Consider the following 14,578-nt stretch of genomic DNA (forward strand, 5'->3'; position numbering starts at 1 on the left):
CTTAAAGAGTATCTCTGGCTGGCGGATAATACAGAACTTCCTGATCGTTCAAGTAGGTCATCCGATCCCGAGAAAAGTATCGCACTTACTCAGCGGTTGAAGGAGGTACTGTCTGAGGATGAGTTGATTGTTATTAATTGTATCTGTATAGGGGGCTATCCACCACAAGAGATTCTGAATCTTTTTCCGGAACGTTTCCCTAATGTTGATCGAATCTATCAGATCAGGCAGAATGCGATCCGTCGTTTACGTAACGATCCAGTGATCCGCGACATCGCGGGACTCTCGGATCAATCTGATCATCGTCGTTCAGCGATAGAAGAAGATAAACATCGCCGCCAAAAACCGCAGGGACCTGAGTCCCTTAAAATAGAACTAGAGACAGATCCTGAAACAAGGAGAGGGCGGCTTATGGATATGGATACTCCCTGCACCCTTGATGAAGAAACATTGCTCAACTACGCAGCCGGCTTACTCTCAGCAGAGCAACGGCTAGTAGTTGAAGCTAATCCTGACTGTGTCAGGAAGGCTCAGGTCCTGGCGGCAGAAATAGCGGCGATTGAAGCAAGTCTGTACCGGTTGCACTGCCCTGATGTTGATAGCTTGCATGCCTATTATCATCGCGAACTGGAAGCGACCCAACATCTGGTTATTCACCGCCATGTCGAGACCTGCCGCTTTTGTCAGGAAGAGCTTGAACTTCTCCGCATAATGGACGAGACTCCATTGATCGAACCATCGCCCCTCACACGGGTACGACAGATTGTTGAGGCGATCTTGCAACCGGCGCTGGCCTTGCAGTTGCGAGGACAGGCGCTTATCTACGCAGCCTCTGAGGTGCTTTTGACCCTCAACACGCGACGAACCACGCAGGGTATCCCACGCTGGACGATTGTTGGCGAATTGCGAATGCCCGATGGCTCACCGCCTGATCAGCCAATCGAGCAGGTTTTGGCAATGCGCGATGATGAGGAGTCGATCACGGCAGAGCTGGAAGAGGATGGAACCTTTATCTTACGCGATCTCGCGCCGGGAACCTATCGCATAACGGTTTGTACACCTGAAAAGGAGATTGTAATCCGCTCGCTGAAGATCGGTATAGATTAGCCTATCTGAAAACATCCCGCTGTTGGTAATAGTGCTCTGCGTTAGTGGTGCTGGGATCCGGACGATGTGGTGTCGGTACTATCGCTGCGGGGGTGACGAAGAGTATCCATGTTGCGGTCGATCAATACCGTTAACCGCATCCTCTCTGCGATGGCGAAATACTACTATCGGAAGTTCCACGCTTTCACACCAGGATGCGGGCCAGCGGCCCGCGTTCCCAGGCAGACGGCCAAACGCTTCCAGGTAATAGAAAGGCTTCTGCAATGAACGTCGAACAACTCGCCGATGAACTCTTGCGCACGCCAGAGACCGAATGGCCGATGTGGTTTGCTGTCCATACTGAGGCGCTATCGCTAGCACTGATTGAAGTGCTCAAACGGCGAAGTGATGACCTGATTAAGTCGGAAACGGACTTGGCAGAGCGGATCACTCGTGCAGCCCTAAAAGTTGCCGACCAGCTCCCTGGCGATTCGGCCGCACGAGCGCTAGCCCTCTGGACACTAGGGAATTGGGCTGCATACCGCCAACCTGAAGAGGCTGTCCGTTGTTATTGCGAAGCACTGGCCATTTACGAGCGTAGCGCAGACTCCGAAGCGATAGCCCGCATTTCAAGTAATCTGATCTTCGTCTACAGCACACTTGGTCGTTTTGAGGAAGCGCTCACTTTTGCTGAACAAGCTCGCCAATTCCTTCAGCACGATCATGGGCCTGTACGATATCGAGTGATATTCTTGATGAACTATGGACTCCTGCTCTACGAGCTTGGCCGGTATCAAGAAGCCTTGACTGTCAACGCCGAGGCGAGTGCGCTGGCCCAACAGCACGGTATGCACGAGGAATGGGCTGAACTTCAGGTTAATCAAGCCTTCACCCTGGCAGCAACCGGACAATTAAACGAATGCGAACCTTTACTGCTGACGGCACGGACCACTCTGGAGCAGTTTCCATCCAAACCCTCCCTCACTATCGCTCGTATCGATTTAAATCTGGGTGACTATTACAGTATCACGGGTAATTTGGCGGAGGCTCTCCGATGTTTTCGCCGTGCCCGTAACGGATTTGTCGCCCAGGACGTGACAATGGACGAGGCTTCCGTTCTGCTCTATGAAGCCGATCTGCTTAGACGACTGGGCGCATTACGTGAAGCCCGCAACACCTATCATCGGGCATACCAGATGTTCGTCAGTGAAAAATTGGAACAATATGCTGCGCAGTCTCTTCTGGCAGGCGCCGCGGTTCGTCGGGCTTTGAACCCAGCCGATCCTGAATTGCCGACGATGTTGACGCAGGCGTATCATACGTTCACCCGATTGAATCTGCCTGTCTGGCGTAATGAAACCATTCTTGAACAGGCACAATTTGCGTTAACAACGGGCAACGTTGCGCAGGCAGAATCGCTGCTCAGCGGCGAATGGGAAGCCGATGCACCGCTCCCGCTCAATATTCGCCATCTGCTCTTGGTCGGGGAATTGCGCCAGATGCAGGGTGATTATGAGACGGCGCGTACCGTATTTACAACAGCCCTCGAACAGAGTCGTGAAATCTCACATATCTGGTTACAGCGCGAAGCATTGGTTGCACTTGGTAACAGATTGGCGGCCGATCATCCTGAACAGGCGATTCAGCATTTGGCCGAAGCAGCGCAGATCGATGACCTTATGCGCGCCGATTTGAGTGTGGCCGAACTTGTCGCTGAGTTTCAGGCCCGCCGCAACGATGCTTTACCGTTGCTGGCGCAGCTTGAACTACAAACCAAACAGGTCTACGCCGCCTTGCAGACCGTCTGGCGGTGGAAAGGAGGTACACTGATCGATCTGATTCAACGCCATGGTGGGCAAGTCCAGATCGATCCGGCGCTGGAATCCATGCATAAGCAGATTGCGAAGCTGCGGTGGGAGCTGGAGCAGAAACAACGCCATGGCGAGAGTGTAGAAAAGATTGCAGCGCTTCGCGATCAGCTCCGGAAGTTAGAAGAGGAGACATACCACGCACGGCGCGATCTCCTCAATCAACGTAATTATAGTTCATTCCCTGCCGCTCATAGTTGGCAGACGGTACAGGCACGGTTCGACGCCGATTGCCTCATCGAGTATGTCTGTTTTGGTGATGAACTGTATGCGTTTTGTGTCACTCGTGATGGCAATTGCACGGTTACCTCTTTGGGTCTTGCAAGTGACATCAGTGAATTGTTACAGCGGTTAGAACTAAAAAACGTGAGCTTCCTGCGCTTGAGTCGTGAGCAACAGCAACAGCGCGGCCAGGTGTTTACCCGAGATGTACAGGTACTTCTCAAACGACTCTATCAGGCATTGATCGCACCATTACTAGGATTACCCAGTGAAGGGAAACTCCTGATTGCTCCCTGTCCACCGTTTCATTTGGCACCGTTCGCCGCCCTTTGGGATGGTAGCAACTATCTGATCGAGCGATATACTATTGAGCAGATTCCGACCGGTTCGCTTCTTGCCATTCCGGCGCCTACCGGCCCATCAGGTCCAGCCCTCGCGATTGGTGCCTCGGCTGGAGGGGTATTGCAGGCTGTCGAGAAAGAAATAAAAGCGATTGCCGATATTTTGCCAGACTGTCAGGTCTACATCGACGATCCAGCCGCACTTGATGCTCTGCACCAGCAAACACCACCACCGCGAATTGTTCACCTCAGCGCCCATACGGTCTTCGATGATGAGCCTACGATCTTTGCTGGCTTACACCTGGCCGACCGCATCTTTACCATCGAGGAATGTTACCGTCTTAATCTGACCGGTACTGACCTGGTTACGCTCAACGGCTGCACCACGGCTTACGGAATGGAAAGTGGTGGGGCATTGATCGCGTTCCAATCGGCATTTCTTATTGCCGGTGCACGTCGTTTATTGGTCAGTCTGTGGCCGATCAACGACGAACTGGCGGCTGAGTTTATGACACGGTTTTATCGGATATTGGCCGGCGAGCCAGAGGTTACAGCCGCGCTGCGCCAGACCCAACAGGCACTCCTCCGCGAACCGGAGTGGTTGCATCCGGCAATTTGGTCGGCTTTTGGGCTGATTCGGCGGTAGGATAGCCTGGTTCAGACGTATCACCAACTTTCTCGTGTGGGAAATAGATGAATGACTTCACTGCAAAAAGGTGATCTTCTCACCACAGAGACCACGGAGATCACAGAGACTAAAGATAATTTATTGAACATAGGGTTGTGAACATTTTTCTTCCATGCGCCCAATGGTCAAAAATTATCCTTTCATTCATAAATCTTAGACGCTCTGTGTGCTCCGTGGTGAGTTTTTGTAGTGGACTCATGAATACTTAGTAGCACTTTCAGTCAAAGAAAGATGACAAATTGGAGGAATCCTACCTATGACATCACAGCCATCACGACCCTCGCCAAAAAATCCGGTGGATATGTTGCAGGATCAGATTGTACTTCTGAATCATATTTACCAAGCACAACAAGAGCAATTACTATTACTTCGTTCACTGAACGAACAATTTGCACAACTTCAGGAAGCTCTACGTCAATCCCCAAAATCGATGACCCGGGTAAAGGTTGAAGATATTAATATGCGGTTTGACTCAATGGTTATCTTTCTTTTTAAACGAACTTTCGCCCTACTGCTAGTCGGCATTGTGTTTGGGTTTATATTTTTCTGTATCTTCATGATGTTTACAGCTACAATACCGTCCTTCTTTCAGAGGTTTTGAAACACTACGCTTGCCCTTATTCGAGGTGATGAAGACTGCGCAAGAGCCATCCGAAAAGCTAATCCTCACTGCACGATAGATGAGACCCATCACATAAATTTCACGCCAGCTTTGCGCTTCAGCAACTGCTACGGCAGGAACGCACTGAAGTCGCCGAAGCTGGCCTGATGAGATACGCTGGTAATTGATTCTGGTGTTGACGGCATCACATACGGGGCTTAGCATCGCCGTAGCCCTACCGGTGCGCCTGACGATTGACAGTAGGTCAGCCGCAGAACACTGGGAGAACAGATAGAGGCAAGCCTCCCGGTGTGCTACGAACGAGCTGAGAACCCGCCTTTGTCAATCACCGCTCTTTCCCCATACATTATCACGTTCGCTCACCGAGACGTGCTAGCATTCTGCGCATACAACCCGACGTGATACGCAGAGTCATTGTTCCGATACCGTCCTAATCTCCAACCGTATCAATGGGATCGAGGGTAAAGGAAGAACTTTTTTCTCCCCTATCGTCTACCTCGCTCCGGTACCGGTATCTGCGCATGACCATGCGACGAACCTATACGTGACGATAGCGTAGGCATAGTGCACGAATAGCATTTACGTGATGGTACAATGTGCACGGAATGAACCTGAATAGAAGTCTGGGTTTTTGATCAGGCTTTGAAAACCCTTCCCATACGAACCAAGCCACACCACGACTATTGCCAGAAGGTATGGTAGAATGCGCCTGTGCTCATTTCTACTCAAGAAAGGAATGCTATGCTGCCACTGAAAGACACTATCCCTTCACGATCATTTCCGATAGTGAACTGGGCTTTGTTGGCGGCAAATGTGGTCGTCTTTCTCTTGATGGTGGGTGATAATCGTTTGACCGAAGCATGGATTGCGGCACTTGCGCTGGTACCGGCGCGGTTCCTCGCGAATCCGACCGATCCGGCTGAGTTGATCACGATCTTTACCTCGATGTTCATGCACGGTGGTTGGTTTCACCTCTTCAGCAATATGTTGGCGCTCTACATCTTTGGCGACAACGTCGAAGACCGGATGGGCAGTCAACGGTACTTTCTGTTCTACCTGCTTTGCGGCGTTGCAGCCGCACTTGTCCATGTTATGTTTAATCCAACCTCGCCGATTCCAACCGTCGGCGCCAGCGGTGCGCTGAGCGGTGTACTAGCTGCATACCTGCTATTTTTTCCTCATTCACGGGTGATTACACTGGTACCTATTTTCTTTTTGCCATGGCTGGTGGAGGTGCCGGCCGTCGTTTATCTTGGGCTTTGGTTTCTTTCGCAACTGGCGAATGGTCTCTTCTCGATTATGGTTAACGTGCAGGCAATGGGTGGTGTAGCCTGGTGGGCACATATCGGTGGTTTTGTCGCCGGTTTGATCCTGGCGCCATTTTTCCGCCAACGACGCCACTGGCGGCGTTACTACGTTGACGAATATTATCCATGGTAACGATTTGCTGAGGGGTGACATATGGACTTTTTCTCGTTATTGTGGCTTTTTTTCATTATCTCATCGCTGCAACCGGTGCTTCGCCAGCGTATGCTCGACGCTGCTCGCCAGCGACTGCTTGAACAGTTAGAGCGCAAACGTAAGAGCCGGGTCATTGCGCTGATCCATCGCCAGGAAACGATGAGTCTGCTCGGTTTTCCATTGGTACGGTATATCAATATCGAAGATTCAGAGGCCGTTCTGCGGGCGATTAAAATGACCGACCGCGATATTCCGATTGACCTCATTCTGCATACCCCTGGTGGCCTGGTACTCGCTGCCGAGCAGATTGCACGTGCACTGATCAGACATTCGGCGAAGGTAACAGTCTTTGTCCCACACTATGCAATGTCGGGTGGTACGCTCATTGCGCTAGCCGCCGATGAAATCGTGATGGACGAAAATGCAGTTTTGGGACCGGTTGATCCCCAGTTGGGTCAGCATCCGGCGGCCTCGATTTTGCGTGTTCTTGAACGTAAACCTCTGAGCGAGATTGATGATGAAACGTTGATGATGGCCGATATTGCTGAAAAGGCGATCCGTCAGGTTAAGCGCACGGTCTGCGAGCTGCTGAGTGACAAAATGCCGGTTGAGCGGGCTGAAGAAGTGGCTCATACGCTGGCCAGCGGTGTATGGACGCATGACTATCCGATAACGGTGAGCGAAGCGCGTGAGTTGGGTTTGCCGATCAGTACCGCGATGCCGGAAGAGATCTATCAGATAATGGCACTTTACCCACAGACTGCACAGCGGCGACCATCGGTTGAGTACATTCCGGTACCACGTTCACGGCAATTTGGTGAGTAGAAACAGGGTTCAGGGCTTGCTGCACTCGAGCGTTGACTTCTCGGCTGGTAGATAGCAACCCATTATGCGGCGGTGACGGGAAAGTATGAGCGCGCACCGTGGCTATGCGCCGGATGCGCGCAGGAGTGTCTGGGGTTGGAAACCCGTCCTTGCCAAAGACGCCAAAGACAGGCGATAGGCGCACACCTGTACTAACCACTAGATACGTACATTGGTTCGGTAGTTTAAGCCGGCATAATTCAATTTATTACCCGATCTCTTCACTCCTCTCCCCTTTTTTCTCTTCGGTAAGGTAATTCTATCGGTAAATTAATCTTAACCTCATTGAACGTTTCCTTCAACAAGATATAATATTCTCTTAACAAATGCTCGATAGTAACGAATGGGGTGCTTCCAATGACACTCTTGCTCCGTCTTGCCGACATCAATGGCCCGTTCGTTGACCAGTCTGCACCGGTGAGAAACTGGTCTTCGTTTCCGTTTCATCAACTCGATAGACCTGACCCGCCGTATCTTGATATAGCGCGCTTTCGTCAAGGCATAGAGCGGGCCAGGCGTTATCTGGCATTGGTGCAAGATCAGGGTTATACCGGGATTGCAATCGATAACCTGGCGCACCTGGTAACCTTTGATCAGGCACCTCATCAGTATTACGAACCTGATAGCCCTTATCGCTTACGTGCACTGGCGTATCGCACGGAGATCATGCCATTGCTTGTCGATGCTACTACACGGGGAATGCAGGTCTACGTGACGAGTGATATGCAATGGCTGACTTCAGAACTCCGGCAGGTCGTTGGACGACTAGCGGCTGACAATCCGTTGTTGTATGAGCTAAATCGCAATGCGCTGATTGACCTGTTTACGGCCTTACCGATGGTGTCTGGGGTGATTATCCGGATCGGCGAAACCGGTGGCGCGCATGATCACGGTGGGTATAGCGGTCATCTGCTCTATCACAGTGTGGCGACCGTTCGACGTTTGATTGATACGTTGCTGGCGGTATGTACAACGTTTGATCGACAACTGATTGTGCGCACATGGACGCTGGGTATTGGCGAGGTGGGTGATCTGCTCTGGTCACCAGAACGTTATACTGCTGTCTTTGCCAGCTATCACAGCCCACATCTATTCGTTTCCATCAAACACACACCGGCAGATTTCTTCCGTCTGTTACCGCCGAACCCAACGATTGGCTTGCCTGGGCCGCGACAGATTATCGAGGTACAAAACCGGCGTGAATATGAGTTGTTTGGCATGGTTCCTGCCGGAGTAGTCGAACTGCATAGTGCCGTGATTCGTCGCGCTGAAGCTACGCGCACGTGTATCGGTCTCTGGGCGTGGAACAGTACTGGCGGCTGGGGAGGAGGGAAGGCATCAATTGGTCCTGATGGCTGGAATATCTGGACAGAAGCTAGTAGTGCGTTAACCGGTATGCTGGCCCGCCATGCTGAGTGCGATGGCGTAGCCTTTGCTCGTGAGTGGTTTGCGCAGCGTCTGGCTCGTTATCGTCCTGAATTCGGTGAAGCAGTTGCTGATGCGTATATATTATCGGAGCGTCTGATAGAGCAAGGCTGGTATTTTGGTCATGCACCGGGTATGAAGCGAGTTGGTGGTCTTGTCCTACCACCACTTCTCTGGGTATGGTGGATGCGGCCAACGGCTGCGCTGCCGGTGTGGGTGTATCTCGCTGAGGTTTTACGAGATGCTCTGCCAATCCTTCAGCAGTCAGCAAGAGCAGTTCAAGATGCACAACAACTACTGGCGCAAGTATCGCGCCTTGCGCCAGGTGATGATCCGCTGGCTCAGATGATCTGCAATAGTCTGAGCTACCTGGTTGATGCGTTGATCATTGCCTGGCGCACACGTGCATTGCTCTTGCCACTCGGTCAGATGGCATTCAATCGACAACGGACATCGTTGACCGATGAAGTAGCAGCGTTGCGGCAGGCAATTTATGAGCATCAGGTGCACTGGGCTAATCAACCTGATTTTCCACCGCTCGAGCTCGATGAGCTTGAGCGTTTTCTCGATCAATGGGATCGAGCGCCACAAATCGTATTTGCGAAAGCACAGTTGGCAGCACGATTGATTCAGGTTGCGCATCAGCAGTCGTGTCGTCCATTACGTTCAGCAGCGTTAATGAATTTGTTATTGCCTTCACCCATCCGTCGCCACATCGTACAAACGTTTGTCCCCTGGCTCAGTCGGCGGCTTGATCTGCTCCCCTCGATCTTTTTCGAGACAGGGCCAGCGCTGGGTGAATGGGCAAGGTAGGGCTTTTCAACCTTTTCTGACCGATCTGCTCACAAACGGGAATGCGCCGATGAACGTTGTGCAGCCACTTCCGCGATCCAGGCCACACATCGTTTGCCTGGATCGCAAGCTGCTGGTCTGTGTCTGTAGGGTGGTGTCACCTACACCACTATCGCAACCACCAGGAATCATCACCAACCCACAAGCGCAGGGGCTTTCGATTGCGTGGTAGTTCAAACAAGACCGGTACACTCCGTAGTCCGCTCTGCGGCGTAAATCGATCTTCCAGGGCCAGATCACCGTACACCCCGCGCCCAAATTGCTCAAGGTAGTTCGTTGACGCACTCGGTAAGGGGCGATAGCGTTGCCCCATCTCATCTTCAACGGCAAACAGATCGGCAGGAAGTGCCCGTTCTACCGGCGCTTCATTACTCACCGCGATCAGCGCGATCAGCACATGACCACTGGCACGAATCGTTCCCAATTCACCATCGACGATCACCACATCTTCCGGTCGCAAGAGCGCAATGCGCCAGTTTTCGTAGCTGACAAATTGACCAAAGTTGCGAGTATCAGGCTCCAATAAAGGAGAGGGGACGGGTGAGGGGGTTGGCGGCAGCGGTGAAGGAGTAATGGCAGGCACAGTGACAACCGCCCTATCTGTCGGCGGAGTAGGCAATGGTCCTATTGCCGATACAGTTGGTAAAGCAACCGATGCTGTTTCCGGAACCGACACGCGCATCAACCACCACACTGCCAGCAGACCGGGTAGAATGATGAGAAGTGCGAACCACCATCGGCTTCGGTAGCGCAGAGGGGCAGGTTGAGCAACGATGACAACCGGTTCTGGCGGGTGAGATGGGGTAGCGGATACTGTTGTCGTTGCAACATCTGCTGTACGGCTCAGGGTTGGTGGTAAGGGTAGGGGTGCTGCCACTGCGTATTCGGCACGCTGTAACGCTTCAGTACGTTCCGCAACGCTCTCGGCTACTCGCGCCAAGCCAATCCAAACCCGACGGTCGGCAGGCGCCAGGTGTGATAACGCTCGAAAAATGCGGCGTGCCGTCACAAGATCACCGCGGCGCGCTGCCAACGCGCCGCGGGTCAACCACAGTTCCAGATCAATCGCCGCTTCGTCACCCACATTCACTGCAACAACCGCAGATCAAACGCGACTCAGGACCAACCAACCCTGATCGGGATTGCTGCGGGCAAAGAAGACTAAGTCAGTAGCATCGGGAGCTACATCGAATAAAATGGCAACACTCCGCACAAAACCATCGGCGGGAACCACCTCACTGTGGCTCAGGTCGGCATTCACACCGCGAATGAGGTAAGCATCCGACGCATCGAGGCGAGGTGTCCAAACCCGACCCTGAGCATCCTTCAGGACAAAGAAATCAGGTGGTAGCGGTTGGTCTTGACCGGTCGTATTGCGCACGAACGCCAGCACCACTACAAAGCGACCGTTATTAGGAGTAATTCCATTCAGTGGCCCGATAATCGGTGCAGCGTAAGTTGGTTGATTAAAGTCGTAAGCCCAACCATTACTGGTCAACTCGGTACCCGGGCTAACTAGGGTCGGATTCGCCAGTGCCGGATCAGGTACAGGCGGTGGTGGTGTTGGCGTTGGCTCAGAGGGAGTCGGTTCTGGGGTTGGCTCAACCGCTGGGGTTGCTGTTGGCTCAGGCTCAGGTACCGGTGGCGTCGTTGGCGCCAGAGAGGCCTCAGTTGTAGCAGCGATTGATGTAGCTGCCTGAGCTGTCGCCTGCGTTGGGGGAACAGTCGCCGTCTGGTCGCGACGGGAGAGAAAAACAAAACCGAACCCGATACAGGCAATCAGGAGCACTGCCAGCAAAATGACGGTCAGCGGTGTCAACCCACGCTTTGCCGGTACCGTCTCAGCTTCTAAATCATCATCACGCCGAGATGGCGGCCCCGAACGGCGAAAAAGATTCCCGAACAAACCGCCACCGCGAGCCGACCGCGTGGTTTGAGTAGACTTGCTACTGCTACTACCACGCGCCCAACTGGTACTGGGGCGACTGGAGCGCGGCGGCTCGGCAGGGCGGCTAGAGCGTGATGACTCGGCAGGGCGGCTGGAGCGTGGCGGAGACGACGTAGCTGCTGCAACTTCCGGTTCACCAGCCGGAACTTCTTCTGGGCGCGGAGCGGTCGGATCGCGGCGCACCGGCCCACTATCGGCAGCCATCGCTTCAGATAAAGCATCGAGCTGGGCAAATGGATCGTCTTCATCGAAATCAGGTAGAGTTGACGCAGGCGCAGGTGACGGCTTAGCAGGTACATCAGCCTCTGGTGTCGACGGAGCAGGAGGCGGAGATAGCGGGCCGGGTTGTGGCGATTCAGCGCCTCTTGATGTTGGCATTACCCCTAATGCCTGCAACCCTTTCAGGGCCATCTCATTATTCGGATCGAGACGCAACACCTGTTCGAGCGCTGCCTGCCGCTCCTCACGATCGGCTGCAACACCGGCGAGCCAGAGCCATCCCTGGACATTGTCGGGGTGTTCACGGGTCAGCAGGCGGAAGAGCCTACGCGCTTCATCCTTCTCCCCCTTACGCACGGCTTCAATGCCAAGCTGCAAGATGCTTTCGGGATCCGCCATGACCTATCCTTCCTTTTACTTCTATCTCACAGCGATCAGGATTCTGTGGTAATCGCGCCTATTCTAGCACGGATAATAGCAACGGTCAACACGTTTTTGACAAAATAACGCACGCTTACGCGCTATACCCCTTGTGTTGATCCCGAAAGTGCAAAGAGTTTTACGAAGTGTGAAAGTATAGAGAAGGCAAGGACTACGGCAATTGCCAGAATCCCCGAAGCGAGGTCTCTTTGTCCGTACATCTACGCTGCTCTAATCTCTTCCATCAATGTCATAAACTCGCTGAAACTTTTTACCGGGATATACGTTTAAGATCGTGATGATCTAACCTGAGCACTCATTGCAATCGTTCCTCCCCTGCTTGCGGTACAGACATCTTCTGGTTTGAATAGCTAAGGAGGAACGTATGGAAGGAGTGCTCCGATCACAGCGATTACTCGGTCTGGTGCTACTGGTGCTGCTTTCGTTCACCTTCATGCCGGCAGTCCCAACTCCAGCCCAAACCAACAATCGTTTACCCGTCTTTCGCTTGACAAAACTATCGGTCAGTGACACCACGACCCAACAATTGGGAGGAGTACTCGAAGGGATCGGACGTGGCGCCCCCACAGGGCAAGACGAGTTTCGCGGCAGGAACCGTTTCTTTCGCCTGAATGAACAGAACCGGACGGTGCTTACGCAGTATGCAGCATCCGGTGGGTTCTTTGCCTACGACATCGATGGGCTAGGACGTGAAACGCCTGCCGGGTCAGTTAATGTCGAAACGGCAAAACGGCTGGCGTGTCTCTTTTTGACCAACAATAATTTTGTCGGTCGCGATGGTGTGTTGGCCGGTAACAGTCAGAGCAATTACCCAGTGCGGTTGGCTGCTCTACCCGGTAACTGCAACTCGACGAAAGATTTTGGCCGCACCACGCTTATTCGGGCAGCGCAGGCGCCGGTCGGTGGCGCAGGTCTGGGGCAGGTCTCCGAGTCGATTGTCGGAGTCGTGGTTGAAGTGCCGTTCGGCTTCGTTAATGGACAGGACTTCATTAACATCGGTGGCGCTGGTGGTCACCTCTCACTGTTGTTTACCCATACCGATACGGTAATCTCTCAACAGGGCGGTAGTGACTCACTGGACAATGCTGTGCCCGGTCTGGCTGCTGTTGCGATGCCCTTTTTCGGGCGGAGCCTGGATTATCTGGGAGAAGTGCCGGTACGCGATCTCAATACTGTGCGCAATGAGGTCCAACAAATGGTAGAACGTTCATATCCCGACGCAACCGTTGATGTTCCGGCGCCACGTCTATCGTATGTCGTTGATGATGCGGCGGTTGAACAGACGGTACTGGAACCAGAGGCAGTGTTTGAAGACATTACTGTGACGCTGCCAAACGGTGATGTGATCGTCCTGCGTTCCTTCTCGTTGCCACTGGCCGAAAGCGGATCGGGTGGCTTTGGGCCGACGGTCGCTATTACCACACCGGCTAATGGCAGTCTCTTCAATACCGGTCAGCCGCTCAACCTGACCGGTAACATCAGCGATGGTACTGCCCCTTATACGTATCAGTGGCTCCTCGATGATGAGACACCGTTGAGCAATGTAGCGACGCTAAACGCAGCCGGTTCAGTCAATCTTTCCGCAGCGCTCCCAGCCAGTGTTCGTGAAACTTCACCGACGGTCGTTACCGTCATCTTACGGGTAACCGATAATAACGGTATTCAACGCGATGCCACGATCAGCTTGATCCCCGATTTTCGCTTTTTGTACATTCCAGTCGTGACGCGCAGTGGCACCAGTACTAGTGCGCTGCCCACGATCGATCTCACCCAAACCAGCTATACCTTCGGTGTTGAAGGCAATTGGGACTATCCACCAGCAGGTCCAGGCGGCTCCGATTTGCCTGGAGTTATCCCCGATGTCAACGGTTTTAGTATCGGTATGATCGGATATGGCTATACATCGCGCTTCTTCTGGTCGAACGCCAACGCCTGGGAAAAGGACTGGCGTGATTGTAGCTTGGGTGGTGTCGATTGTAGCGATGGGGTTGATCGCGCTGCCTTCGTGTACTACGCCGGGCACGGTGGGCCGGGTGGCATTGCGATGGCATCTAACAAAGATAGCACCTGGTTTGATGGGAGGAATGCCCGCTATCAGAATCTACGCTGGGTTGGCTTTGCTTCATGCCAGACACTGCGCGTCCAGGGGTATACCGCAGGAAACGAACCGATCCGACGCTGGTTTAACGCCTTCCAAGGCGCACACATGTTACTCGGTTTCAACAGTAATATGGCCGACATTGCGTTCGGTGGGCAACTGGTTGCCAATATGCGTATGCCGAGCTTCCCGATCATAGGCGATCTTCCTTGGGCACAGCTCACCATTGCTCAGGCCTGGGTCAAAACGGCATTCGATATGAATGCTGGCAAACCGGCGTATATATACGCACGTAGTGCAACGGTGAACCCGATTAACGATAAGCTGCCCAAGCCGGGTAGTGCATTCCCATCCCGTCCGACCCCGGTCACATCGTACCACTGGGTGTGGTGGGAGTTTTGATCGTTCCGCAATGCAATGGAGCAGGGTTGCACCGGTTGAAA

Annotated in this window: 9 protein-coding genes; 7 read left to right on the plus strand and 2 right to left on the minus strand. The window is 53.1% G+C overall.

The genetic code is table 11. From position 1 onward, the window contains the following. The 6 genes from JE47_RS22250 to JE47_RS0116450 form a co-directional block, all read left to right on the plus strand. The coding region (locus tag JE47_RS22250) for a carboxypeptidase-like regulatory domain-containing protein (protein WP_031460798.1) at positions 1-1,107 on the plus strand (1,107 nt) is incomplete at its 5' end. Between the two features lie 263 nt (positions 1,108-1,370). Next, complete coding sequence (locus JE47_RS0116430) at positions 1,371-4,163, plus strand: CHAT domain-containing tetratricopeptide repeat protein (RefSeq protein WP_031460799.1); 2,793 nt, start codon at positions 1,371-1,373, stop codon at positions 4,161-4,163. Between the two features lie 298 nt (positions 4,164-4,461). After that, positions 4,462-4,806, plus strand: a complete 345-nt coding sequence (locus JE47_RS0116435) for a hypothetical protein (protein ID WP_051871187.1) — start codon at positions 4,462-4,464, stop codon at positions 4,804-4,806. A 762-nt stretch (positions 4,807-5,568) separates the two neighbouring features. Further along, entirely contained in the window at positions 5,569-6,267 is a 699-nt protein-coding gene (locus tag JE47_RS0116440; protein ID WP_031460801.1) for a rhomboid family intramembrane serine protease, read from the plus strand. 21 nt (positions 6,268-6,288) lie between these two features. After that, positions 6,289-7,113 carry an SDH family Clp fold serine proteinase gene (locus JE47_RS0116445; RefSeq protein WP_031460802.1) on the plus strand — a complete coding sequence of 275 codons (825 nt, stop codon included), beginning with the start codon at positions 6,289-6,291 and terminating at the stop codon, positions 7,111-7,113. Between the two features lie 396 nt (positions 7,114-7,509). Next, positions 7,510-9,390 carry a hypothetical protein gene (locus tag JE47_RS0116450; protein WP_031460803.1) on the plus strand — a complete coding sequence of 627 codons (1,881 nt, stop codon included), beginning with the start codon at positions 7,510-7,512 and terminating at the stop codon, positions 9,388-9,390. Positions 9,391-9,538: 148 nt separating this feature from the next. On the opposite strand, the gene JE47_RS0116455 is transcribed toward JE47_RS0116450, so the two are convergent. Beyond that, on the minus strand, positions 9,539-10,519 hold the full coding sequence (locus JE47_RS0116455) for a tetratricopeptide repeat protein (RefSeq protein WP_236631266.1): 981 nt from the start codon (positions 10,517-10,519) through the stop codon (positions 9,539-9,541). Positions 10,520-10,534: 15 nt separating this feature from the next. Next, positions 10,535-11,995: a tetratricopeptide repeat protein gene (locus JE47_RS0116460; protein ID WP_031460805.1), complete on the minus strand. Its 1,461-nt coding sequence runs from the start codon at positions 11,993-11,995 to the stop codon at positions 10,535-10,537. A 406-nt stretch (positions 11,996-12,401) separates the two neighbouring features. Between JE47_RS0116460 and JE47_RS0116465 the strand changes: the two genes are divergently transcribed. Then, the gene (locus tag JE47_RS0116465) at positions 12,402-14,537 is read left to right on the plus strand and encodes a DUF6345 domain-containing protein (protein WP_031460806.1); all 2,136 of its coding nucleotides are present in this window, start codon (positions 12,402-12,404) and stop codon (positions 14,535-14,537) included. The last annotated feature ends 41 nt before the right edge of the window (positions 14,538-14,578 follow it).

Origin of the sequence: Chloroflexus sp. MS-G, from assembly GCF_000735195.1 — a bacterium.
GTDB lineage: Bacteria > Chloroflexota > Chloroflexia > Chloroflexales > Chloroflexaceae > Chloroflexus.